Consider the following 21,829-nt stretch of genomic DNA (forward strand, 5'->3'; position numbering starts at 1 on the left):
CGCGGTCAGCCGCCGTCGCGCCGGCAGCGCAGGACCGCGTCGACGATCGCGTCGTACCCGGTGCACCGGCACAGGTTGCCGCTGAGGGCCTCGCGGACCTCGGCCTCGGTCGGCGAGGCGACCCGCTCGAGCAGGTCCTCGGCGGCCAGCAGCATCCCCGACAGGCAGAAGCCGCACTGGAAGGCGTTGACGTCCCAGAAGGCCTGCTGCAGGGCGGTGAGCGTGCCCCCGTCGGCCAGGGACGCGATCGTCGCGACGTCGGCGCCGTCCTCGGCGACCGCGAGCCGCAGGCAGGACTTGGCGATCGCGCCGTCCACCCGCACGGTGCAGGCGCCGCAGTCGCCGGTGCGGCACCCGGCCTTGGGGGCGGTCGCACCGAAGTCGTCGCGCAGCGCGTCGAGCAGCAGCGAGCGGGGGTCGACCGCGGCGGTGCGCCGCGTGCCGTCCACCGTGAGCGTCAGCTCCACCCGGTCGTCCCCGGTCACGGTCGTCCTCCGTCTCCTCGGGCAGTCGCTTCCTGCGCGGTGGCCACCGCCGCCGCCAGCGCACGCCGGGCCACCGGGCCGGCGACCGCGGCCCGGTAGGACGCAGGCGCCAGCACGTCCTCCCACGGCTCGGTCACCGCGGCGGCGGCTACCTCCGCGGTGGCCTGCAGCTGCGCCTCGCCGGGGACCGAGCCGACCAGCGGCGCGACGTCGACGCGCACCGGGACGGCGGCCACCCCGCCGAGCACGAGCGTGGCCGCGGTGCACACCCCCGCGGCGTCGAGCCGCACCAGCGCCGCCGCGGTGGCGATCGGCCACGAGCTGGCGCCGCGCTTGAGCTTGACGTAGCCGTGCCCGGCGCCGGCCGCGGACGGCAGGTCGAACCCGGCCAGCAGCTCCCGGGGGCCGACGGCGGACCGCATCGCCCCGGCGAACAGCTCGTGCGCGGGGACGGCCCGCTCCCCGTCGGGGCCGGCCACGAGGGCCACCGCGCCGGAGGCGACCAGCGCGGCCGGGACGTCGGACTGCGGGCGGGCCGCGACCGCGGCGCCCCCCACCGTGGCCTGGTTGCGCAGCGCCCAGCCGCCGGTGATGCCGGCGGCCATCGTGCGCAGCAGGGGCGCGTGCGCGGCGACCTCGGCGCTGGTGAGCAGGTCGGCGTAGGTGCACGTGGCGCCGATCCACAGCCCCGTCGCGGTGGGAGCCACCCCGCCGAGGCCGGCCCGGCGCAGGTCGACCAGCCGGGCCGGGGCCGACTCGCCGCGGTCCATCTCCGGCAGCACCCAGGTGCCGCCGGCGAGGACCCGGCCGCCGTCGGCCAGGGCCGTCAGGCAGCCGGCGAGGTCCCGCGGGGCGACGTAGCCGAACCGGGCCGGGATCACGCGCCGGCCCCGGCGAGGGCCGCCAGCACGCGCGGTGGGCTGACCGGCGTGGACTCCAGCGCGGCGCCGCGGGGTGCCAGCGCGTCGTTCACCGCGTTGACCACGGCGGCCAGCGCACCCGAGAAGCCGGACTCGCCGACCCCCTTCGCGCCCAGCGGTGTGCCGGGGGCGGGGGTGCACAGGTGCTCGAGCTCGACCCGGGGCAGGTCGGCCGCCCGGGGGAGGAGGTAGGTCTTGAAGCCGGTGCTGAGCGGCATCCCCGAGGGGTCGTACCGCAGCTCCTCGCCGAGGGCCGCCCCGATCCCCATCGCCACCCCGCCGGTGACCTGCCCGTCGACGAACATCGGGTTCACCACGGTCCCGCAGTCGTGGGTGACCACGTGCCGCAGCAGGGTCACCACCCCGGTCTCGGCGTCGACCTCGAGCACCGACGCGTGCACCGCGTACGGGTAGGTCGTGTACGTCTGCATCCGCCCGAGCGCGTCGGGCTGCTGCGAGACGTTGCCCGGCCGGTAGGTGCGGGTGGACTCCAGGTGCGGCTCGATGTCGAGCTCGAGCCGGTAGGTCAGCGTCGCCACGGCCTGCGCGACCGTGCTGATCGGCACCGCCCGCCCCGGCGCCACCTCCGCGACCCCGCCGGCCAGCCGCACCTCCTCCTCGGGCCCGGCCCCCAGCAGCGCCCGGGCCGCGGTGCGCAGCTTGGCGGCCACGTCGCGGGCGGCCAGGACGGCGGCGTTGCCGCCGGTGATGATCGACCGGCTGGAGATGTTGCCGAAGCCGTAGGGGCAGCGGTCGGTGTCGCCCTGGACGACGGTGACCGCGTCGAGCGGCACCCCGAGCTCGTCGGCCACCAGCTGCGCGATGGCGGTGTCGTTGCCGGTGCCCGGGGAGGTCACGCCGGTGAGGACGGTGACCCGGCCGGTGGGGGAGACCCGCACCGTCGAGGTGTCGAACGCGGCGACCATGGCCCCCGGGATGTCCGCGCTCTCGGGCATCAGCTCGAAGGCCAGGCCGATCCCGAGCAGCCGGCCCTCGCGGCGGGCCGCCGCCTGCTGCGCGCGCACGGCGGGGAGGTCCAGCCGGCGCAGGGTCAGGTCGAGGGCCGTGGCGTAGTCGCCGCTGTCGAGCTCCAGGCCGGAGGTGTGCGCGTGGGGGAACGCGCCGGGCGGCACGAAGTTGCGGCGGCGGACCTCGGCGGGGTCGAGGCCGACCGTGGCGGCCACCCGTTCCAGGACGCGCTCCAGCAGCAGCGTCGCGCCGTCCTTGCCGAACGGCTTGGTGCCCACCCACGGGGTCTTGTTCGTGACGACGACCTGGTAGCGCACGTGGCAGGAGGTCAGTGCATAACCCAGCCCGGTGGCCAGCGCGCCCACGTGCGCCATGCCCCAGCCGTGGGTGGCCGCGGCCGCGCCGTGGTCGGAGATCGCGTGCACGTCCAGCGCGCGCAGCCGGCCGTCGTCGTCGAAGGCCACCCGGTAGCGCAGCACCTGCTCGCGGGTGCCGGCCTGCAGCGTCGCCGAGCGCTCCTCCACCCAGGTCACCGGCCGGCCGACGAGCAGGGTGAGCAGGGGGGCCAGGAAGTCCTCGCGGTTGCCGTACATCTTCAGCCCGAACGACCCGCCGAGCCGCGGCGCGACCACCCGGATCTGCTCCTCGTCCAGGCGCAGGCAGGCCGCGAGCACGGTGCGCAGCACGTGCGGGTTCTGCGTGGTGGCGTGCACGGTCAGCCGGCGGGTGGCCGCGTCCCAGGAGGCCACCGACGCGCGGGGCTCCATCGGCGCGGCCGTGCCCCGGTGCGCGCGCACCTCCCCGTCGAGCAGGTGCGCCGCGCCGGCCGAGGCGGTGGCGAAGTCGTCGGGCCCGACCTCCCGCTCGATGAGCAGGTTGTCGCCCCACTCCGGGTACAGCAGGGTCGCCCCGGGGCGCAGCGCCTCCTCCGCGTCGAGCACCGCGGGCAGCGGCTCGTAGACGACCTCGACCGCGGCGGCCGCCGCGGCGGCGTCGGCGGCGGTCTCGGCGACGACGGCGGCCACCGGCTCGCCGGCGTACACGACGGTGCCCTCGGCCAGCGGCCGGACGACGGCGTGGTGGCCGCCCAGGTGGCCGGCGTCCAGCCCGTGCGGGATCTCGTCGCAGTGGCGGGCGGCCTCGGCCCCCGTCACGACGGCGACGACCCCCGGCAGCGCGCGGGCGGCGGCCGTGTCGACGGAGACGATGCGCGCGTGCGCGTGCGGGGACCGGACCAGCACCGCGTGCGTGGTCCCGGGCAGGGCGACGTCCCCGGTGTAGACGGCTCGCCCGGTCAGGTAGAGGTCGCCGTCCTGCCGGCGGACGCGCTGCCCGACGAGCCGGTCGGGGACGGTCGCGGTCACGCGGCCGGTGCCCCCTCCGGCTGCACCACCAGGTCGATGACGGCGTGCCGGAACGGGTTGGCCACCCCGAAGCCGGCCGCCTGCTGCGGGTCGTCGACGGGTGCGAAGTCCCGCACCAGGCTGTGCTTCACCGCGAACACCGCGTCGGAGTCCAGGTAGGGGCTGCCCGCAACGAAGATGTGCGTCGTCACCGGCACGTGCCCGGGCGCCTGGGCGATGAAGTGGATGTGCGCCGGCCGGTAGGAGTGCCGGCCCGTGGCCGCCAGCAGCTCGCCCACCGGGCCGTCGGTCGGGATGGGGTAGTGCGCCGGGACGACGGTGCGGAACCAGAAGCGGCCCTCGGCGTCGGTGGTGAACAGCCCGCGGCCGTTGCCCGGGGGCTGCACGTCGGGCCGCTGCACGTCGTAGAAGCCGTCCTCGTCGGCCTGCCACACGTCGACCGTGGCCCCGGCCAGCGGCTCTCCGGAGACCGACAGCACCCGCCCCTCGACGACGCACGGCTGCCGGCCGCCCACCTCGTCGATGGAGTCGCCGTTCTCGCGCACCGGGGAGACCGTCATGTGGAACGGCCCGAGCACGGTGGCCTCGGTGGCGCCGGCGACCTTGCGGTGGTTGATGTTCTCGACCAGGGCCGAGACCCCGAGGACGTCGGAGAGGAGCACGAACTCCTGCCGGACGTCGTCGCACTTCTGGCCGGTGCGGGTGAGGAAGTCGATCGCCGTCTCCCACTCGGCGATCGTGGGCTCCACCTCGCGGACCGCGGCGTGCAGACCGCGGACGACCGCCGACAGCAGCTCGCGCAGCCGCGGGTCGGGGGTGCCGGCGAAGCTGTCGACGGTGGCGTCGGTGACGGTCTCCTCGGTGATGTCCTCCGGCACGACGGCCGGGTCGGTGCGCGGGCTGTGCAGGTCGGTCATGGGTTCGTGCCTCCGGTGGTCCCCGCGTCGAGCGGGATGACGGGCAGCAGCAGCGCCGAGGGCCGCGCCGTGTCGTGGTAGATGGTGTGCAGCGTCGTCCGGGAACTGGTCACGTGGTAGGGGACGTACTCGGCGTTGGTCGCGCCCGCCACGCCGGTGGGCACGTCCATGCTGGTGATCTCCACGCAGATCCGGTGGCCCCGCTCGAAGAGGTTCGCCGTCGCCAGGATCTCGATCTCGTACTCGACCACCTCGCCCGGCGGCACCGGCTCGGCCGCGGCGCGGGTCAGCCTGTGGAACGGCTTCCACTCGGTGCTGCGCTCGGGGTCCAGCGCGCGGTTGGACGCCTTGAGCCACCCGCGGGTGAGCTCCCGCTCGGGCAGGTCGGAGCGCAGCTCGCGCTCGCCCTCGCGGACGGTCATCACGTGCGGGTCGGGCCCGATGTCCTTGAGCGACACGATCCAGGTCGTGTCCTCCTGGTCGATCGCGGCGAACAGCCGCAGCGTGGCCGGGCCGGCGATCAGCAGCGGCTCGCTGAGCGGCTCGCTGACGTACCGCAGCCCGGTCACCTTGCGGGTGTGGGTGAGCGGCATCTGCACGAACGCGTCCGGCGGGATGGTGTCGTCGACCGAGGAGGGCACGAACGGCTGCGGCCGCAGCCGCTCCCAGCTGTTGAGGTAGAAGGGCGTCCACTGCGTCTCGGGCAGCGGCCAGTCGGTGCCGGTGCGCCACTCGTTGGCCCCGGTCACCCAGTAGCGCACCGGGGGCTCGTCGAGGACGCCGGTGTCGATGCCCTTCAGCCAGTGGTCGTACCAGCGCAGGATCTCCGAGTGCAGCCCGTGGAAGGGCCGCTCCAGGTGCGCCGGGCCGGCGAACAGCAGCTTCTTGTCGGTGCTGGCGATGTGCCGCCAGTAGGTCTGCGCGCCCTGCAGGTGCGTCTTGTAGGTGTAGGCGTACCAGCCGGACCCGGTGTAGACGGGCAGGTCGATGGCGGCGAACTCGGCCTCGCTCTGCTCGAGCACGCCCTCGGCCTCGTACGGGTCGATGAGCACGTTGAAGAAGGCCGGCATCAGCTGGCCCTTCATCGTGACCACGTTGTAGAGGTGCGGGTGGATCTTGTAGTCGGGGTCGGCCATCGCCTCCCGCCACAGCGCCTCCCGCTCCGGCGACAACTCCCCGGGCGCCGTCCGGTTCTGGTGGAACGTGCCGAAGTGCCCCACCAGGTAGCGGAAGAGGTGGACGACGCCGCCGGGGTACTCCTCGCGGAAGCCGCCGAGCTCGCCGTAGGCGCCGCGGGGGTCGAACGGGAAGACCGCCTTGAGCGACGGCGGCCGCTGCCGGGCCACGTGCACCTGCTCCGCACCGAAGCCGGAGATGCCGACCATGCCGACGTTGCCGTCGCACCACGGCTGCTGGGCGATCCACTCGATCAGGTCGTAGGAGTCCCAGGTGCGGGAGCCGCCGCTCTCGGACTTGCCCACCCCGCGCGGCATCCCGATGACGTGGACGTAGCCGCGGGAGACCAGGAAGCGGGTGTCGCCGGCCTCCATCGGACCGCTCCACAGCGGCGACCAGGCCGGCTGCGGCGGGATCGCCGTCGCCGTGTCCGGTCCCTGGATGTCCTTGTTGTAGATCGCGAACGCCAGCAGCGCCGGCAGCGGCTCGTCGGTGTCGGGCCGGTGGACGTCGACGCAGAGGTTGACGCCGTCCCGCATCGCCACGTAGACGTCCCTGTCGACGACCATCCCCTCGTACTGGGGCGGGCGGTCGTACCCGGGCGGCACGTGCTCGGGGGACGGCGGCAGCGTCGGCATCGGCGGCGGCACCCTTCATCGGCGGCGTGAGCCCGGTCACGCTAGCCGGGGCGCTGCGCCCGTCCTGTCCGCCCAGCGCGGGCGGCAGCCGGAAACCGCGACGGGTCCGCTCAGGCCAGGACGGCGTCGGCCTCGGTGGCCTGGAGGGTGAGGTCGGCCGCCGTGGTCAGCCAGCCCGCGACCAGCAGCAGCGGCCACGGCCGCTCGTCGTCCAGCGACGCGGTCGCCGCCGCCAGTGAGGCCTGCGCCACCGCCCTGCACGCCATGCTCCGCACGACCAGCTCCTCTCGTCCGCTTGCCAGCAGGGTCGGCACCGGGGGCGCGACACTCCAGCGGCGCAACAGGAACGTCATCCCGACGGGTGGGGCGGTGATCCGGGCAACGGTCCCGAAACGGCGCCGACGCGCAGCGATTGACCGGCGGCGGCCCGCGCGCGCAGCATCGTGCGGTGCTCCTCCTGCGACGGCGGGACGTCGAGCAGCTGCTCGACGTGGGTGACCTGGTCGACGCCCTGGCGACGGCGATGGCCGACCTCTCGGCCGGGCGGGCCTCGGTCCCGCCGCGCGTGGCCGCGCGCGTCGACGACCGGGGCCTCCTCGCGGCGATGCCGGGCTACAGCCCGACGCTCGGGTGGCTGGCGGTCAAGGTGCTCTCGGTGTTCCCGGGCAACGCCGCCCCCCGGACCCCCACGCACCAGGCGCTGATCTCGCTGTTCGACCCGGAGACCGGGACGCCGTGCGCGCTGATGGACGGCAACGCGATCACCGCGGCCCGGACCGCGGCCTGCTCCGCCCTCTCGGTGCGGCTCCTGGCCCGGCCCGACGCCGCCGTCCTGGCCGTGCTGGGCACCGGCGTCCAGGCCCGGGCGCACGCGCTGGCCGTCCGCGCCGTCCGGGACCTCGAGGACGTGCGCGTCGCCGGGCGGCACCCGGAGCGGGCCGAGTCGCTCGCCGCCGACCTGCGCGCGGCGGGGCTGCCGGCGCGGGCGGTGCCCTCGTGGGACGACGCCACCCGCGGCGCCGGGCTGGTGTGCGCCGCCACCGCGGCGGAGGAGCCGGTCGTCCGGCGGGAGTGGCTCGACCCGGGCACGCACGTGACCTCGGTCGGCTTCACCGCGACCGGCCGCGAGGTGGACGACGACACCGTCGCCGACGCCCTCGTGGCGGTCGAGCGCCGGGAGACCGCGCTGGCGGCCTACCCGGTCGGCAGCAACGACCTCGCCGACCCCCTCGGCCGCGGCCTGCTGCTGCCCGACGACGTCGTCGAGATCGGCGAGCTGGTCGAGGAACGGCGGCCCGGGCGGACGACCCCCGACCAGCTCACCCTGTACAAGTCCGTCGGCGTGGCGGTGCAGGACGCCGCGGCCGCCGGTCTGGTCTTCGCGGCCGCCTGTCGCACGGGCGTGGGCCACCGGCTGACCATGTGAGACCGGCGCCGGGCAGCGGGCTGACACCATCGCGGGCATGACGACGACCGAGCGCGGCATGCCGCCCCTCCAGGCCGACGAGCGGGCGACGCTGGAGGGCTGGCTGGACTTCTACCGGGCCACGCTGATCGGCAAGTGCGAGGGGCTCCCCGACGAGCAGCTGCGGACGCCCTCCGTGCCGCCGTCGCCGCTGACCCTCCTCGGGCTCGTGCAGCACATGGCCGAGGTCGAGCGGAACTGGTTCTGGCGGGTGCTGCTGGAGGAGCGGGTCCCGCCCATCCACGACCCGTCCGCCGACCCCGACGGCCCGGACGGCGGCTTCGACCTGGCCCCGGATGCCTCGCTGGCCACCGCCCGTGCCGTCTGGGAGGAGGAGGTCGCGCGGAGCCGGGCCAACTGCGCCGGGCGCGACCTGGACCGGACCAGCCCGTTCATGGGCGGGCAGGTCACGCTGCGGTGGATCTACAACCACCTGATCGCCGAGTACGCCCGGCACGCCGGCCACGCCGACCTCATCCGCGAGCGCATCGACGGCGCGACCGGCGTCTGAGGCCCCCGGGTCACGGCGGCCCGAGGCCGTCGTCGCCGGGCGCGAGGAGCTGGCACGGCGGGCAGCGATGGCCGAGGGGCACCTCGGACCAGGACGGGCCGTCCAGCGGGACGAGGACCTCCGCGTCGACGAGGCCGCAGAGCGACGAGTCGTCCCCGTCGACCACGTGCACGCTGCCCGGGCCGGGCGCGACCCCGTGCGGCGTGCCGGTGCGGAGCGCGACGGTGGACGCAGTGCTCTCGGCCGGGACGGGCAGTAGCCCGCTGCGCAACCGCACGGTGAAGCCGTCGGCGGCGATGAGGGCGATGTCCACGTCGTCGAGCTGGTGGCTGAGCCACAGGCCCAGACCGGCACCGGTCGCGCTGTCGGGCGCGGGGACGAGCCCGGTCAGGGGGTCGGCCGGGCCGGGGCCGGTGTCGTGCACGTGGACGACGACCCGATCCGGTCCGGTCCAGACCTGGACGGTGGTGGGTGGCCGGCCGTACAGCTCCGCGTTGACGACGGCCTCGGACAGCGCGAACAGCAGGTCGTCGCGCGCGGGAGCGCTGATCCGTCCCGATGCCGCGGCCGCGACGCGGCGCCGGACCTGCTTGAGCGAGACGTTGGTGAGCCGGAGGGCCGGAGTGGTCACCTCGAGCGCGTCGGCCGTCGGCGGCAGGCACGAGAACTCGGCGACGTCCTGGTACCGGGCGCTGGCGCTGGCGCCGCCGTCCGCGGTGACGAGGCGGCGGTGGGTGCGCTCGACGACGTCGCGCACGTCGTCGGCCACGGTGGTGGCGTCGTACAGGCAGCGGCTCCACACGGGGTAGTCCTGCCAGACGGTGTTGACGGCGGACTCGTACCGGTCCCAGCCGTCGAACCGCCCGCCGTTGCCCTCGTGCGGGACGTCGCCGGCGATCCGGACCTGCCCGGCGCCGGTCGCCAGGTGCTGCTCGAACTGCTGCCGGTACGCCTCGATGGCGCGCGCGGGGGAGGCGTAGAGGCTCTGGTCGCCGATGAAGGTGACCCCGTCCAGCCGGGGCAGCGCCGCCCGGACCAGGTCGCTCTTGCGGGAGTCGTACCCGAGGACGACCGGCTCGCCGGCGGCCACCCCCTCGGTCACGAACGGCACGACCAGCGCCAGGAACTCCGGGTCGGAGCGGTAGAACCCGGCCTCGTGGAAGTTCCCGACCTGACCGTGCGCGGCACCGGTTCTCATGACTGCGCTCCCAGCTCTGCTGGCCGCAGGTAGGACGCCGGCGACAGGTCGATCAGCCGGGCCGCGAACGGCGGGGTCGCCCGTAGGGACCTGAGATACCCCGCGGGCCCGGGGGTAGTCACCGACGGCGGCAGGAGATGCCGCCCGGGCGACCTCGACGACGGGCCCGGGCTCCCGAGCCGGCCGGACCGGCGGGTCAGCCGGCGGGCCGGCCCGCGGCCCGCCGGCCCGGCAGTACCCGGCCGAGCACCAGCGTGCCGATCCCGGCGAGCACCACCGTGAGCAGGGCGACCCGCAGGCTGGTCGCGTCCGCCAGCGCGCCGATCAGCGGCGGCGAGACGAGGAAGCCGATCCGCAGCAGCCAGTTGATCGCCGCCAGCCCGAGCCCGTGCGGCAGTCCGGGCAGCTCGTCGGCCGCCTGGTAGACGGCCGGGATGAGGGTGGCGACGCCGAGACCGGCCAGGGCGAAGCCGGCCAGCGTGCTCGGCACCGACGGCCACGCCAGGGCCAGGCCCATCCCCGCCGCGGTGAGCGCACCCCCGGCCCGGGCCACCCGGCGCTGGCCGAACCGGTCGACGACGCGGTCGCCGGTCAGCCGCCCGACGGTCATCGCCACCGACAGCGCGACGAAGCCCAGCCCGGCGGTGGCCGCGCCGGCGGTGAGCTCTGTGCGCAGGTAGAGCGCGCTCCACGAGGACCCGGCGTCCTCGACGAACGCCCCGCAGGCGGCCAGCACGCCGAGCACCGCGAGCGCCGGGACGGCGGCTCGCCGGCGCGGCCGCTCCCGGGGGTGCTCGTCGGCGGCCGGTGCGGGGTCGTCCCGGCCGGGCAGCATCGCCCGCGAGGCGACCAGCGCGACGGCGCCGAAGACGACGGCCGAGGCGGCGAGGTGGACGACGAGCGGCACGCCCAGCCCGGCCGCGGCCGAGCCGAGCAGCCCGCCGGCGACCGCGCCGATGCTCCAGATGCCGTGGAAGGCGTTGAGGATCGAGCGCTCGTAGAGGCGCTGCACGCGCAGCCCGTGCGCGTTCTGGGCGACGTCGATGATCGCGTCCAGCGCGCCGGCCACCAGCAGCGCCGCGGCGAGGCCGAACCAGTTGGGGGCCACCGACGCCGTCCACACGGTGACGCCGAGCAGCACCAGGCCGTAGGAGGCGACCCGGCCCGAGCCGAACCGGCGGATCAGCACGGCGGAGGACAGGCCGGCCAGCAGCGCGCCCAGCGGCAGCGCTGCCAGCGCCGTGCCGAAGGCGGTGCTGCTCAGCCCGAGCTGCGCCTTGACCTCCGGCAGCCGCGGGACGAGGCCGGCGTAGAAGACGGCGTTGAGGAAGAAGCAGGCGGCGACGGCGCCGCGGGCACGGCGCAGGCGCGCGGCGTCGAGCGTGGGTGTGTCCACGGTGTCCTGTCGGTGTGTCAGCCGGCGAGCCGGGAGAGGGCGGAGCGGATCTGAGCGGTGTCCATCGGGTCGGTGGACAGGGCGCTGTGCAGGACCAGCCCCTCGACCAGCGCGTCGACCTCCCGCGCGGTCACCGGGTCGAGGTGGCGCTCCAGGCTGCGGCGGCTCCGGGACATCCAGTCCTGGGTGACCGCGCGCAGCGCCGGGTTCCGGGCCGCGGCGACGTAGAGCTCGACGGCGAGCACCAGGTCGCGGGAGGAGCCGAGCAGGTCGCCGGTCAGGTGCTCGACCAGCGCCTCGAGCGCCGCCGCCCGGTCGTGCGCGGCGCGCATGCGCTCGTCGAAGCGGGCCGCGACCGTGTCGACGTGCCGGGTGAACGCCGCGGCCAGCAGGTCGGTCAGCGAGGCGAAGTGGTAGGTCAGCGACCCCAGGGGAACGTCGGCGGCGCGGGCGATGGCCCGGTGCGTGGCGGCGGTGACGCCCTGCTCGGCGATGACGTCGAGCGCGGTGTCCACCAGCCGGTCGCGCCGTCCCGGGTCGTACCGGCGGGCCCGCCGCGCCGGAGCGGGAGCGGCGCTCACCGGCCGGTCGCCGCCGGCGTGCGGACGACGGTCGTCGCCGATGGTGGTCGGCTCGGCCGCGTGCGGCTCGTCCCGGTGTCGGGGATCGCGGACCGGAGGCTCATGAGAACAACCGTACACATCGGGGTCGCCGTGCGCGCGAGCCGAGGAGGGGCGTGGCGGAGTGGCCGGCAGGGTAGGACTGCGCCGCGCCAGCAGATCGCGACCCGGGCAGGTGTGCGATGCAGGACCGTCAGAGCGCCTCCGACCACCCGCGCAGCGACGACGTGAAGGGCAGGGACCGGCAGGACGACGACCGCGGCGGCGGGGACCAGGGAGCCGCCCCGGGCGCGCCGGTCCCGGCCACGCCTCCTGCTGACGACGGCGCCGAGGACCGGGGGCGCACCGGAGCCCCGTGAGGAGCCGGCGCGGGGAGCTCCCGGGTCCGGCCGGCTCCGGGACCCGCGAACCGCGCCGCAGGACGGCCCCGGTGCGGAGGGAGGAGGCGGCGTGCGGGACCTCGTCTACTACATCGGGCTCTCCCTCGACGGCTTCATCGCCGGGCCCGATGACCAGGTCGACTTCTACCCGGCGTCGGAGCCGTACCAGCAGTGGATGGCCACGGAGTTCGCCGACGCGCTGCCCACGCACGTCCGCCGGCACCTGGGCATCGACGCGACGCTCAACCGGCGCTTCGACACCGTCGTCATGGGCCGGCGCACCTACGAGCCGGCCCTGCAGATCGGGGTGACCAGCCCGTACGCCCACCTGCGCCAGTTCGTGGTGTCCCGCACGCTCGAGTCACGGGACCCGCGCGTGACCGTCGTGCGCGACGACCCGGTCGCCGCCGTTCGGGCGCTCAAGCAGGAGGAGACCGGGTTCGACGTCTACCTCGCCGGAGGCGGGCGACTGGCCGGTCAGCTCCTCGACGAGATCGACCGCCTGGTGGTCAAGTACTACCCGGTCGTCGCCGGCGCGGGTCGCACGGCCTTCGGTGACCGGTTCGCCCCCACCCGGTTCGAGCTGGACCAGGTGCAGACCCATCCGGGGGGCAACGCCGTCCTGTACTACTCGCGACGGCGCTGAGCCGGCGCAGCGGCCGCCGGCGCGCCCGACCGCACCCGTGGGTCGGCCGGCGCCGGGGGCCCTGGTCTCCCCGCGCCCGCGGAGGTCAGCTCCCGTGCCACACCCGGACCCCACCGTCCTCGCAGCCGGTGGCGAACAGCCGCCCGTCGGGGGAGAACGCCACCGCCGCGACCCACTCCCGGTGGCCGGTGAGGGCACCCACCTGTTCGCCGGTCCCCGGGTCCCACAGCCGCACGGCCTCGTCGTGGCCACCGGCGGCCAGCAGTCGCCCGTCGGGGGAGAACGCCACCGTCCTGACCCCGTTCGCGGGGCCGCTCAGGGCGTGCACGCGCTTGCCCGTTCGCGGGTTCCACAGCCGCACGGCCTCGTCGCCACCGCCGGTGGCGAGCAGCCGCCCGTCGGGGGAGAACGCGACCGTCCTGACCCCGTTCGAATGGCCGGTGCGGGTGTGCAGGCCCTTGCCGCTCCGGGGGGTCCACCGCTTGCCGCTCTGCGGATCCCACAGCAGCACGGCCTTGTCGCGACTGCCGACGGCGAGCAGCCGTCCGTCCGGGGAGAACGCGACCGCCGCGACCGAGTGCTGGGGACCGGTGAGGACCCGCAGCTGCTCACCGGTCCGCGGGTCCCACAGCCGCACGGTCTCGTCGTCGCTGCCGGTGGCGAGCAGCCGTCCGTCGGGGGAGAACGCGACGGTGTGGACCCAGCTGCCGTGGCCGGTGAGGGCGCCGGACTGCTCGCCGGTCTGCGGGTCCCACAGCCGCACGGTCCGGTCGTCGCTGCCGGTGGCGAGCAGCCGTCCGTCGGGGGAGAACGCGACGGTGTGGACCCAGCTGCCGTGGCCGGTGAGGGTGCGCAGGTGCTCGCCGGTCCGCGGGTCCCACAGCTCCACGGTCTCGTCGTCACCGTTGGCGGCCAGCAGCCCCCCGTCGGGGGAGAACGCCACGCACCGCACCCCCTCGTCCAGGGAGCCGCCTGTCTCGTGGCCGCGCAGCATCGTCGGCGCCGCTGCGGTCCACCCGAGCGACCCTCCCTCCCCCGGGGACGTCGACAGCAGGGGCAGGTCCGGCACCGCCGTCCGTGGGGGAGGGAGGGGGACCGGCCCCCCGGCCAGGGCCCGGGCTCCGTGCGGCCCGGTGGGGTGCGCGGGCGCGCCGGCTGCCACCGGCGCGGTGCGGGCGTCGACGACCGTTCGTCCGGTGGTGGACGGTTCGGGGAACACCGCCGGCGCCGGGACCCGTGCTCGGGTGGTCGGCTCGGTCGGCGGTGCCGGACCGGCGGCTTCCACCGTCGCGAGCAGGTCGACCAGCGCCTGTGGGCGTCCAGGACCGGCCGGGTCGAGGACCACCCTCCGGACGCGGTCGCGGGAGACGATCTCGATGGTCACGGTCGCGGGTGTGGGTGAGGAGCCGGCCGGGGCGGAGGGGAGGTCGACCAGCGACTCGGGGAGGTCGAAGAACCGGGTCCTGCGGACCAGGTCGGCGAGGCGTTCGCTCTCGGCCTTCGCCAGTTCGTCGCTGCTCATCGGTCCCACGGTCGACGGCGGGCCCGACCCGGTGCGCCTCAGCTGCACCCGGTACGGAGGAGGCGGAGGTGCGGGGAAGGCGTCGATCGCGTCCGCGAGCGCCGCGGCGAGCGCGCGGCAGGTCGGGAACCGCTGTGCGGGGTCCTTCGCCATCGCCTGCGTCACGACGTCGTCCACCGCCGGCGCCAGCCACGGGACGAGGTCGGTCGGACGCGGTGGGGGCAGGAGCAGGTGCCCGCGCATCTTGGCGGTGACCGACCCTCCGGGGAACGGGACGCTGCCGGTCAGCATCCGGTGGGCGACGCAGCCCAGCGAGTACACGTCGGAGCGCGCATCCAGGGGCGCGGCTTCGATCTGCTCCGGGGAGGCGTACTCCAACGTGGCGACCACGTCGCCGGTGCGGGTCAGCTGCGTGTCGGCGTCCAGGGACTTGGCGATGCCGAAGTCGGTCAGGAACACCCACTCGGCCTCGTCGTCGCCGGGCGCGGTGAGCAGCACGTTGGCCGGTTTGACGTCCCGGTGCACCAGGTTGCGCTTGTGCGCGTGGTCCAGCGCGGCGGCGACCCCGGTGACGATGTGCAGGACCCGGTCGGCGGGCAGGAGGCCGCCGGCGGCCTGGAGCGCCGTCTCGCCGTCGACCCCGTCGACGTACTGCATGCTCAGCCACAGCTGCCCGTCGTGCTGGCCGCGGTCGAGGATCGAGACGATGTGGGGGTGGGACAGTCCGGCGAGGGTCTCGACCTCGTGCTCGAACCGCCGGGCGAAGTCCGGGTCGGCGCAGAGCTCGGCGCGGAGCAGCTTCAGCGCGACGAACCGCGGCATCCGGGGGTGCTGGGCGAGGTAGACCGCGCCCATGCCGCCCTGCCCCAGCTGCCGGAGCACGGTGTACCCGGCGAACACGTCTCCTGGCGCCAGCGACACGGCGTCCTCCTCGCACGGCGAGGAAGACGATGCTAGTTCCGGCGCCACCGGACGGTCTGCACGCCCGGACGGACGAGACGGTGGTGCTCGCGTCGTCCTGACTCCCCGCGCTCGCGAGGCTCCAGAGGCTGGCGCACGGCACCGGCCTCTGCCTCACGGTCATGCGGGCTGGGCCACCCGGTGGCTCGCAGGACGATCGGCCCGACGGAGCCGGGCGAGGGCGACCGTGGGGACGAGGGTCAGCGCGGCGATGCTGACGCCGACCACGCCGGGACCGGTGGCCCCGAGCCCGGAGTCGAGGGCGCCCGGCGATCCCGGAGCCGACCGCGGTGCCGAGGTTGTACGCCGCCACGGACATCGCCACACCCAGCGTGGGTGCGATGCCGGAGAAGCGGACCGCGAACGCCGACAGCACCGGGTTGGGCTCAGGCCGAGCAGCCCGAGCAGGACCACCAGCAGCACCACCAGGGGCAGCCACCCGGGAGCGATCCCGGCGCGGTCGGTCAGCAGCGGGGAGACGAAGGAGTAGGCCGACAGGACGCCGCCGGTGGTGGTCGCGCAGGCGGCCAGCGCCAGCCACAGCCGGCCGGACCGCATCGCACCCAGTTCCGACCGCAGGGAGGTCGGCCGCCGGTCGTCCTCACGGGGGACGTGCCGGGCGATGAGCGGCACGGCGACCAGCGCGAGGGCGGCCAGGGCCCAGAACGGCCCCCGCCATCCGGACAGCTGGCCGGCTAACGCGCCCAGCGGTACTCCGGCGACGTTGGCCAGCATGCCGCCGGCGCCGACCAGTCCCAGCGCACGGGAGCTCGCGGCGGGGCCGGCGGCGCGGGTCGCGACGACCGAGGCCACCGACCAGAACGCCCCGGTCGCCCACGCGGTGACGAACCGGGCGCCCAGCGGCAGCGGGAAGCTCGAGCCGAGGGCGACGACGACGTGCCCTGCCGCGAAGATGCCGAGGGCGAGCACCAGCGTCGTCCGTGGCGGCATCCGCCGGGTCAGCAGCGCCATCGTCGGTGAGTCGACGATCATCCCGACCGCGAACACCGTGATGAGCAGCCCGGCCTGGCCCACGCCGACCCGGAGGTCGCCGGCGATCTCCGGCAGCAGGCCGGCCACCACGAACTCGGTGGTGAGCATGAGGAACGTGCCGACGGCCAGCACGTACACGACGAACGGCAGCCGGCCCTGGGGGCCGAGGCCCCCGGCCGGGGCGGCGGCCGGTGCCGTCGCCCCGGACGGGTGCGTCAGGGGGTCCGCCGTCACCGCAGGGTGGCGGTGTCGATGACGAACCGGTAGCGGACGTCGGAGGCGAGCACGCGCTCGTAGGCCTCGTTGACCTGGTCGGCGGCGATGACCTCGACCTCGGCACCGATGCCGTGCTGCGCGCAGAAGTCCAGCATCTCCTGGGTCTGGGCGATGCCGCCGATCATCGAGCCGGCGTAGGAGCGGCGGCCGCCGATCAGCGACATGACGTTCAGGCTCAGCGGCTCGGCCGGGGCGCCGACGTTGACCAGCGCGCCGTCCACCCGCAGCAGGGCGAGGTGGGCGTCGACGTCGATCGGGGCGCTGACGGTGTTGACGATCAGGTCGAACCGCCCGGCCAGCTGCGGGAAGGTGTCGGGGTCGCTGGTGGCGAAGTAGTCGGTGGCGCCGAGCCGCAGCCCGTCCTCCTGCTTCTTCAGCGACTGCGACAGCACGGTCACCTCGGCGCCCATCGCGGCGGCGAGCTCGACGGCCAGGTGCCCCAGCCCGCCGAGGCCGACGACGGCGACCCGCGTGCCCGGGCCGGCGCCCCAGCGGCGCAGCGGGGAGTACGTGGTGATGCCGGCGCACAGCAGCGGCGCGGCGGCCGCCGGGTCGATGCCGTCGGGCACGCGGAGCACGAAGTCGGCGTCGACGACGACGTGGGTGGAGTAGCCGCCCTGGGTGGTGGTGCCGTCCCGGTCGGTGCCCGCGTAGGTGGCGACCATCCCGTTCAGGCAGTACTGCTCGTCGCCGTTGCGGCAGCTGGCGCACTCGCGGCAGGAGTCCACCATGCAGCCGACCCCGACCCGGTCGCCGACCCGGTGCGTCCTGACGTCGGCGCCGACCTCGGTGACGACGCCGACGATCTCGTGGCCGGGGACGACGGGGAAGGGCTGCGGGCCCCAGTCGCCGTTGACGGTGTGGATGTCCGAGTGGCAGATGCCGGCGTGCGTGATCTCGATGAGCACGTCGTTCCGGCCGACGTCGCGGCGGTCGACGGTGGTGGGGGCCAGGGGCTGGCCGGCGGCGGGGGCGGCGTAGGCGTTGACGCGCATGAGTGGGGTGCTCCTCGTCTCGGTGGTTCGGGGGGATGGCCGTCAGTCGACGGCGGGGGCGGTGGCGTACTCCTCGTCGGTGACGGGGGTCAGCCAGTGCACGACGGCGTGGTCGGCGTCGGCCTCGTTGATGGCCAGGTGGACCATCAGCCGGTTCGGCGCGGCGCCGTGCCAGTGCTCCTCGTCGGCCTCGAACAGGACACGGTCGCCGGGGCGGATGACCTCGACCGGCCCACCGCGGCGCTGGCAGAGGCCGACGCCCTCGGTGACGAAGACGGTCTGGCTCAGCGGGTGGCGGTGCCAGTGGGTGCGCGCGCCGGGCGTGAAGTGCACCAGGTTGGCGCTGACCCGGGACGGCGCGGGTGCGGCGGCGACGGCGTCGATGTAGACGTCGCCGGTGAACCAGTCGGCGGGTCCCTTGACGGTGTCGATCGAGCTGCGGGTGATGTGCACGGCTACCTCGCGAGTGGATGGGCGGTGCACTCCACGGAACGCCGCCACCCGCGGGCGTGGGAGGTCGGGTTTGTGGGGGGTGGTAGCTCGACCTCCCTCCACCGGCCACGAGACGTAGCGTCGATGGCGTGGACAACCGCTCCGACATCCGCGACTTCCTCGCCAGCCGGCGGGCCCGGATCACCCCGGAGCAGGCGGGGCTGTTGCCCGGCGGCGGTCGGCGGCGGGTGCCCGGCCTGCGCCGGGAGGAGGTCGCCGTCCTGGCCGGGGTGAGCACCGACTGGTACACCCGCCTGGAGAAGGGCCACATCGCCGGTGTCTCCGAGGACGTCCTCGAGGCGGTGGCCCGGGCACTGCAACTGGACGAGGCCGAGCGGACCTACCTGTTCGACCTGGCTCGCGCCGCGGCCAAGCCGACCCGGGCGCCGCAGCGCCGCTGCAAGGCGCCGATCCCGCCGCGGGTGCAGTGGATGCTGGACTCGATGACCGGCTCGGCCGCGTTCGTCGCCAACGGCCGCCTGGACATCCTCGCCACCAACACGCTGGGGTGGGCGCTGCACTCACCGATGTTCGACAGCCCCCGGCGGCCGGCCAACTTCGCCCGGTTCCAGTTCCTCGACCCCTCGGCGCACGACTACTACCGCGACTGGGCGGGCGCGGCCAACATCGCCGTCGCCCTGCTGCGCGCCGAGGCCGGCCGTCGTCCGCGGGACACGCAACTGCGAGAACTCGTCGGAGAGCTCTCGACGCTCAGCGAGGAGTTCCGCACCCGCTGGGCCGCCCACGACGTCCGCATCCACCACAACGGCGCCAAGCAGTTCCACCACCCCGTGGTCGGCGCGCTCGACCTCACCTACTGCACCCTCGACCTCCCCGCCGAGGACCGCTCGGACCTGCGCCTGACCATCTACACCGCCGAACCGGGCACGCCTTCCGACGACGCACTCAAGCTCCTGGCCAGCTGGGCAGCGACCAACGCCGCCTCGACGCCTGACCCGGCTCCCCACGCCACCGACCGGCGCTGACCCCGGCCGGCAACGACACGGCACGACACCAGCCCCGGACGACGGAAGCCGGGGCCAGCCGTCCGTGGCTACAGGGCGGCGTACGAGCGGGCACCCGTGCCAGGCGCAATCGGCACCCGTCGCGGTACCGGCTGATACCCGCTCCACCTCACTGTGCCCATCGTGGCCGAGCAGGCTGGGGTGTCGTCTGAGCCACTTGGAGTCACCGTCGTGACGGACACGGACGTGCAGGGACACGCGGGCCCCCCGTTGGCGGGCGACGAGGTCGCGACGCTGCTCGGCTCCCTGGAACGCCAGCGCGCCACGCTCGCGTGGAAGGCCGGGGGCCTGGACGAGGCGGGCCTGCGCGCCACGGTGGGCACGTCGTCGATCACGCTGGGCGGCCTGCTCAAACACCTGGCGTTCGTCGAGGCCCTGACGTTCTCCACCAAGTTCCTCGGCCGGAGTCCGGGAGCTCCGTGGGACACCGCCGACTGGGACGCCGAACCCGACTGGGTCTGGCTCACAGCCGCCCAGGACTCACCCGAACAGCTCCACGCGCTCTGGCAGGACGCGGTGGCCCGCTCTCGGGCTGTGGTCGCGGAGGCGCTGACCGACGGCGGACTGGGCCGGCTGGGCTCGGGCTGGCCCGACGGTGAGGTCGCCAGCCTGCGCCGCCTGCTCATCGACCTGATCGAGGAGTACGCCCGCCACGTCGGCCACGCCGACCTGATCCGCGAGTCGGTGGACGGCCTGGTCGGGGAGGACCCGCCGATCGCACAGCCCCCAGCCGCGGTCTGAGCAGAAACAGACGACGAACCGCCCCGGACCTCGTGGTCCGGGGCGGTTCGTCATCTCTGGGGTGGAGGTGGCGGGAATCGAACCCGCGTCCTTCGACGCATGTCCAGGGCTTCTCCGAGCGCAGTCCGCTCCGTCTCTGCTCGGCCCCATCGATCCCACGAACAAGTCGATGTGACGGGCCCAGTCGCTGTGCGGTGTCCCGTGCGCGCCCGCGACCGGCACGCACGGTGAGTCATCTAGCTGATGCCAGGATCCGGGCCGATGACGAACCCGGGCTGACAGACCCGCCTACGCTGCTCAGGCAGCGAGGGCGAAGTCGCGCTGACTGGAGTCGGCGCTTGATTGGTTTCCGACGCGTGGTTAACGAGCTCATCGTCGGCTTCCTCGGCTCGCTTCCCCTGGCCACCCGACCGAAGTCGAGACCATTCACCCCCTGTGTAGTTGTGCAGACAGGGTAACCGGGTCCGCCGCCCAGTTGTTCCCCGTCCGCGATGACACGACCGGGCGACACGAGCCGGTCTCAGGGGCCGGACCTGTCGCAGCGGGGGACGGCCATCTACCGTGGAGCGCCACTGTGTCCACCGTCACGTCGCAAGGGGCCCGATGACCTCGGCACCGCTGTTGCAGCGCTTCCCGCTGTGCCGCTCCAGTGACGTCTCCGAGTTCACCGCCCGGCTCAACGCCGTCTACTACCCGGCGAGGGTGCGGCCGGAGGCGGCCGGACGGTTCCCGGCCCCCTCGGTGCTGCACGCGCTGCACGAGCCGGACTTCACCTTCGGCTACATCCGCCCGGGCGGCGGGGTGCAGGTCACCCCCGACCAGGGCTCGACCACCTACCACGTCAACCTCGTCCTCTCCGGTTCGGTGGTCGCGGTCAGTGGTCGCGACGAGGTGCTCGTGCAGCCGGGGTCGGCCGCGGTGCACGGTGCGGGGGAGCGGCACGAGCTGCGTGCCCGAGCCGGCAGCGGCCTGGTCGGGATGAAGCTCAGCCGCGCGCTCGTGGAGAGCGAGCTGGAGGGCATGCTCGGGCGCCCCGTTCCCGGCCCGGTCCGGTGGATCCCCGCCTTCGACCTGCGCTCCGGCGCCGGCCGCTCCTGGCTCTCGCTGGTCCAGTTCACCCTGGCCGAGCTGGACGCGCCCGGGTTGATGGACTCCCCGCACGTGCGCCGGCGGCAGATCCGCACGCTGGTGGCCGGGCTGCTCGCCGCTCAGCCGCACAGCTACTCGACGGCCCTGGCCGACGTCGCGAGCCCGCTGCGGCCGCGCACCGTCCGGCGGGCGCAGGAGTTCATCCACGACCACTTCGCCGAGCCGCTGACGGTGACCGACGTGGCGGCCGCGGCCGGGTCGAGCACGCGCCGGCTCCAGGAGGCCTTCGGCGCCGCGTTCGGCGTCTCGCCGATGACCTACCTGCGCGACGTCCGGCTCGACGAGGTGCGTCGTCGGCTGGCGGCGGGGGACGACAGCGTCACCGAGGTGGCGCTCTCGTGCGGGTTCACCCACCTCGGCCGGTTCTCGGCCGCCTACCGCGCCCGGTTCGGGGAGCTGCCCTCTCGGACCCGCGCCGGCTGACCTGCGGCTCAGGCCTCGCCAGGGAGGTTGCCGCCGACCAGCACGAAGGCCAACAGGCACGGCTCGTCGGACCGGTTGGACCAGGCGTGCGCGGTGCCGCGCTGCACGAGGACGTCGCCGGCGGTCATCCGGACCTCGGTGGCGTCCAGGACCGCCCAGATCTCGCCGCTGAGCACGATCGCGTAGTCGATGGAGCGGGTGGTGTGGAACGCCAGCGGGCGGATCTCGTTGCCGTCGGCGTCGAATCGCCACTCCCGGTCCGGCGGGAGTTCGAGCGTGCGGAAGATCGTGCCGCGCTGCGGCGGCCCGACGCTGAGCGGCTGGTCGGTGTCGTAGGGGTCGCGCAGCGGCCCGGTGTTGTCCGCGGGGGAGTCCTCGGTCCGCCACAGCTGGGTGGCCACGTAGGTCGGCACCCCGTGGCCGGCGGCGGCGTGCCGCCCGTGGTCCTCCATCACGATCGTGGAGCGGCCCTCGGCGTCGAGGCCGGTGACCAGGCGGCGCACCTTCCGCGTCGTCGTCGCCGGCTCCACCTCGCTGGCGAACGGGTTGTAGTCGGCCACGCCATCGC

Annotated in this window: 21 protein-coding genes and 1 other RNA gene; 7 read left to right on the top strand and 15 right to left on the bottom strand. The window is 74.9% G+C overall.

Annotated features, from left to right (window positions below; genetic code table 11):
- Positions 1-5: 5 nt before the first annotated feature.
- The 6 genes from ACI789_RS18980 to ACI789_RS19005 all read right to left on the bottom strand — a co-directional run bounded on the left by ACI789_RS18980 (position 6) and on the right by ACI789_RS19005 (position 6,744).
- Positions 6-485, bottom strand: a complete 480-nt coding sequence (locus ACI789_RS18980; protein ID WP_457010925.1) for a (2Fe-2S)-binding protein — start codon at positions 483-485, stop codon at positions 6-8.
- Positions 482-1,366, bottom strand: a complete 885-nt coding sequence (locus ACI789_RS18985; protein ID WP_457010926.1) for an FAD binding domain-containing protein — start codon at positions 1,364-1,366, stop codon at positions 482-484. The genes ACI789_RS18980 and ACI789_RS18985 overlap by 4 nt, the downstream gene beginning before the upstream one ends.
- Entirely contained in the window at positions 1,363-3,738 is a 2,376-nt protein-coding gene (locus tag ACI789_RS18990) for a xanthine dehydrogenase family protein molybdopterin-binding subunit (RefSeq protein ID WP_457010927.1), read from the bottom strand. Before ACI789_RS18990 ends, ACI789_RS18985 begins: the two co-directional genes overlap by 4 nt.
- Complete coding sequence (locus ACI789_RS18995) at positions 3,735-4,655, bottom strand: dioxygenase family protein (protein ID WP_457010928.1); 921 nt, start codon at positions 4,653-4,655, stop codon at positions 3,735-3,737. The genes ACI789_RS18990 and ACI789_RS18995 overlap by 4 nt, the downstream gene beginning before the upstream one ends.
- On the bottom strand, positions 4,652-6,469 hold the full coding sequence (locus ACI789_RS19000; RefSeq protein WP_457010929.1) for a CocE/NonD family hydrolase: 1,818 nt from the start codon (positions 6,467-6,469) through the stop codon (positions 4,652-4,654). Before ACI789_RS19000 ends, ACI789_RS18995 begins: the two co-directional genes overlap by 4 nt.
- 110 nt (positions 6,470-6,579) lie before the next feature.
- A complete protein-coding gene (locus ACI789_RS19005) occupies positions 6,580-6,744 on the bottom strand; it encodes a hypothetical protein (RefSeq protein ID WP_457010953.1) in 165 nt (54 codons plus the stop codon).
- 173 nt (positions 6,745-6,917) lie between these two features.
- Between ACI789_RS19005 and ACI789_RS19010 the strand changes: the two genes are divergently transcribed.
- Both ACI789_RS19010 and ACI789_RS19015 read left to right on the top strand, forming a co-directional pair.
- A complete protein-coding gene (locus ACI789_RS19010; protein WP_457010930.1) occupies positions 6,918-7,895 on the top strand; it encodes an ornithine cyclodeaminase family protein in 978 nt (325 codons plus the stop codon).
- 37 nt (positions 7,896-7,932) lie between these two features.
- Complete coding sequence (locus tag ACI789_RS19015) at positions 7,933-8,445, top strand: DinB family protein (protein WP_457010931.1); 513 nt, start codon at positions 7,933-7,935, stop codon at positions 8,443-8,445.
- Positions 8,446-8,455: 10 nt separating this feature from the next.
- On the opposite strand, the gene ACI789_RS19020 is transcribed toward ACI789_RS19015, so the two are convergent.
- The 3 genes from ACI789_RS19020 to ACI789_RS19030 all read right to left on the bottom strand — a co-directional run bounded on the left by ACI789_RS19020 (position 8,456) and on the right by ACI789_RS19030 (position 11,620).
- Entirely contained in the window at positions 8,456-9,643 is a 1,188-nt protein-coding gene (locus ACI789_RS19020; protein ID WP_457010932.1) for an anti-sigma factor RsbA family regulatory protein, read from the bottom strand.
- A 196-nt stretch (positions 9,644-9,839) separates the two neighbouring features.
- Complete coding sequence (locus ACI789_RS19025) at positions 9,840-11,039, bottom strand: MFS transporter (protein ID WP_457010933.1); 1,200 nt, start codon at positions 11,037-11,039, stop codon at positions 9,840-9,842.
- A gap of 17 nt (positions 11,040-11,056) precedes the next feature.
- The gene (locus ACI789_RS19030; RefSeq protein ID WP_457010934.1) at positions 11,057-11,620 is read right to left on the bottom strand and encodes a TetR/AcrR family transcriptional regulator; all 564 of its coding nucleotides are present in this window, start codon (positions 11,618-11,620) and stop codon (positions 11,057-11,059) included.
- A gap of 221 nt (positions 11,621-11,841) precedes the next feature.
- Here ACI789_RS19030 and ACI789_RS19035 point away from each other — a divergent pair, with 221 nt between their 5' ends.
- Complete coding sequence (locus ACI789_RS19035; protein WP_457010935.1) at positions 11,842-12,018, top strand: hypothetical protein; 177 nt, start codon at positions 11,842-11,844, stop codon at positions 12,016-12,018.
- Between the two features lie 91 nt (positions 12,019-12,109).
- Positions 12,110-12,685 (top strand): dihydrofolate reductase family protein, encoded by a 576-nt coding sequence (locus ACI789_RS19040; RefSeq protein WP_457010936.1) that lies wholly within the window; start codon positions 12,110-12,112, stop codon positions 12,683-12,685.
- Positions 12,686-12,770: 85 nt separating this feature from the next.
- Here ACI789_RS19040 and ACI789_RS19045 read toward each other — a convergent pair whose 3' ends face one another.
- From ACI789_RS19045 to ACI789_RS19060, 4 genes are all read right to left on the bottom strand, one after another.
- On the bottom strand, positions 12,771-15,128 hold the full coding sequence (locus ACI789_RS19045; protein WP_457010937.1) for a WD40 repeat domain-containing serine/threonine protein kinase: 2,358 nt from the start codon (positions 15,126-15,128) through the stop codon (positions 12,771-12,773).
- A gap of 159 nt (positions 15,129-15,287) precedes the next feature.
- The gene (locus tag ACI789_RS19050) at positions 15,288-16,394 is read right to left on the bottom strand and encodes an MFS transporter (RefSeq protein WP_457010938.1); all 1,107 of its coding nucleotides are present in this window, start codon (positions 16,392-16,394) and stop codon (positions 15,288-15,290) included.
- Positions 16,391-17,431, bottom strand: coding sequence for an NAD(P)-dependent alcohol dehydrogenase (locus ACI789_RS19055; protein ID WP_457010939.1), 1,041 nt, complete (start codon positions 17,429-17,431; stop codon positions 16,391-16,393). Before ACI789_RS19055 ends, ACI789_RS19050 begins: the two co-directional genes overlap by 4 nt.
- Positions 17,432-17,473: 42 nt before the next feature.
- The gene (locus ACI789_RS19060) at positions 17,474-17,884 is read right to left on the bottom strand and encodes a (R)-mandelonitrile lyase (RefSeq protein ID WP_457010940.1); all 411 of its coding nucleotides are present in this window, start codon (positions 17,882-17,884) and stop codon (positions 17,474-17,476) included.
- A 128-nt stretch (positions 17,885-18,012) separates the two neighbouring features.
- Here ACI789_RS19060 and ACI789_RS19065 point away from each other — a divergent pair, with 128 nt between their 5' ends.
- The gene (locus ACI789_RS19065; protein WP_457010941.1) at positions 18,013-18,909 is read left to right on the top strand and encodes a helix-turn-helix transcriptional regulator; all 897 of its coding nucleotides are present in this window, start codon (positions 18,013-18,015) and stop codon (positions 18,907-18,909) included.
- A gap of 210 nt (positions 18,910-19,119) precedes the next feature.
- Positions 19,120-19,689: a DinB family protein gene (locus ACI789_RS19070; protein WP_457010942.1), complete on the top strand. Its 570-nt coding sequence runs from the start codon at positions 19,120-19,122 to the stop codon at positions 19,687-19,689.
- Between the two features lie 59 nt (positions 19,690-19,748).
- Here the strand turns inward: ACI789_RS19070 and ssrA are convergent.
- Positions 19,749-20,123, bottom strand: a transfer-messenger RNA (tmRNA) gene (gene ssrA / locus ACI789_RS19075).
- A 169-nt stretch (positions 20,124-20,292) separates the two neighbouring features.
- Here ssrA and ACI789_RS19080 point away from each other — a divergent pair.
- Positions 20,293-21,261, top strand: a complete 969-nt coding sequence (locus ACI789_RS19080; protein WP_457010943.1) for an AraC family transcriptional regulator — start codon at positions 20,293-20,295, stop codon at positions 21,259-21,261.
- An 8-nt stretch (positions 21,262-21,269) separates the two neighbouring features.
- Here ACI789_RS19080 and ACI789_RS19085 read toward each other — a convergent pair whose 3' ends face one another.
- Positions 21,270-21,821, bottom strand: a complete 552-nt coding sequence (locus ACI789_RS19085) for a cupin domain-containing protein (protein WP_457010944.1) — start codon at positions 21,819-21,821, stop codon at positions 21,270-21,272.
- Between the last annotated feature and the right edge of the window lie 8 nt (positions 21,822-21,829).

Source organism: Geodermatophilus sp. SYSU D00965 (genome assembly GCF_054050075.1).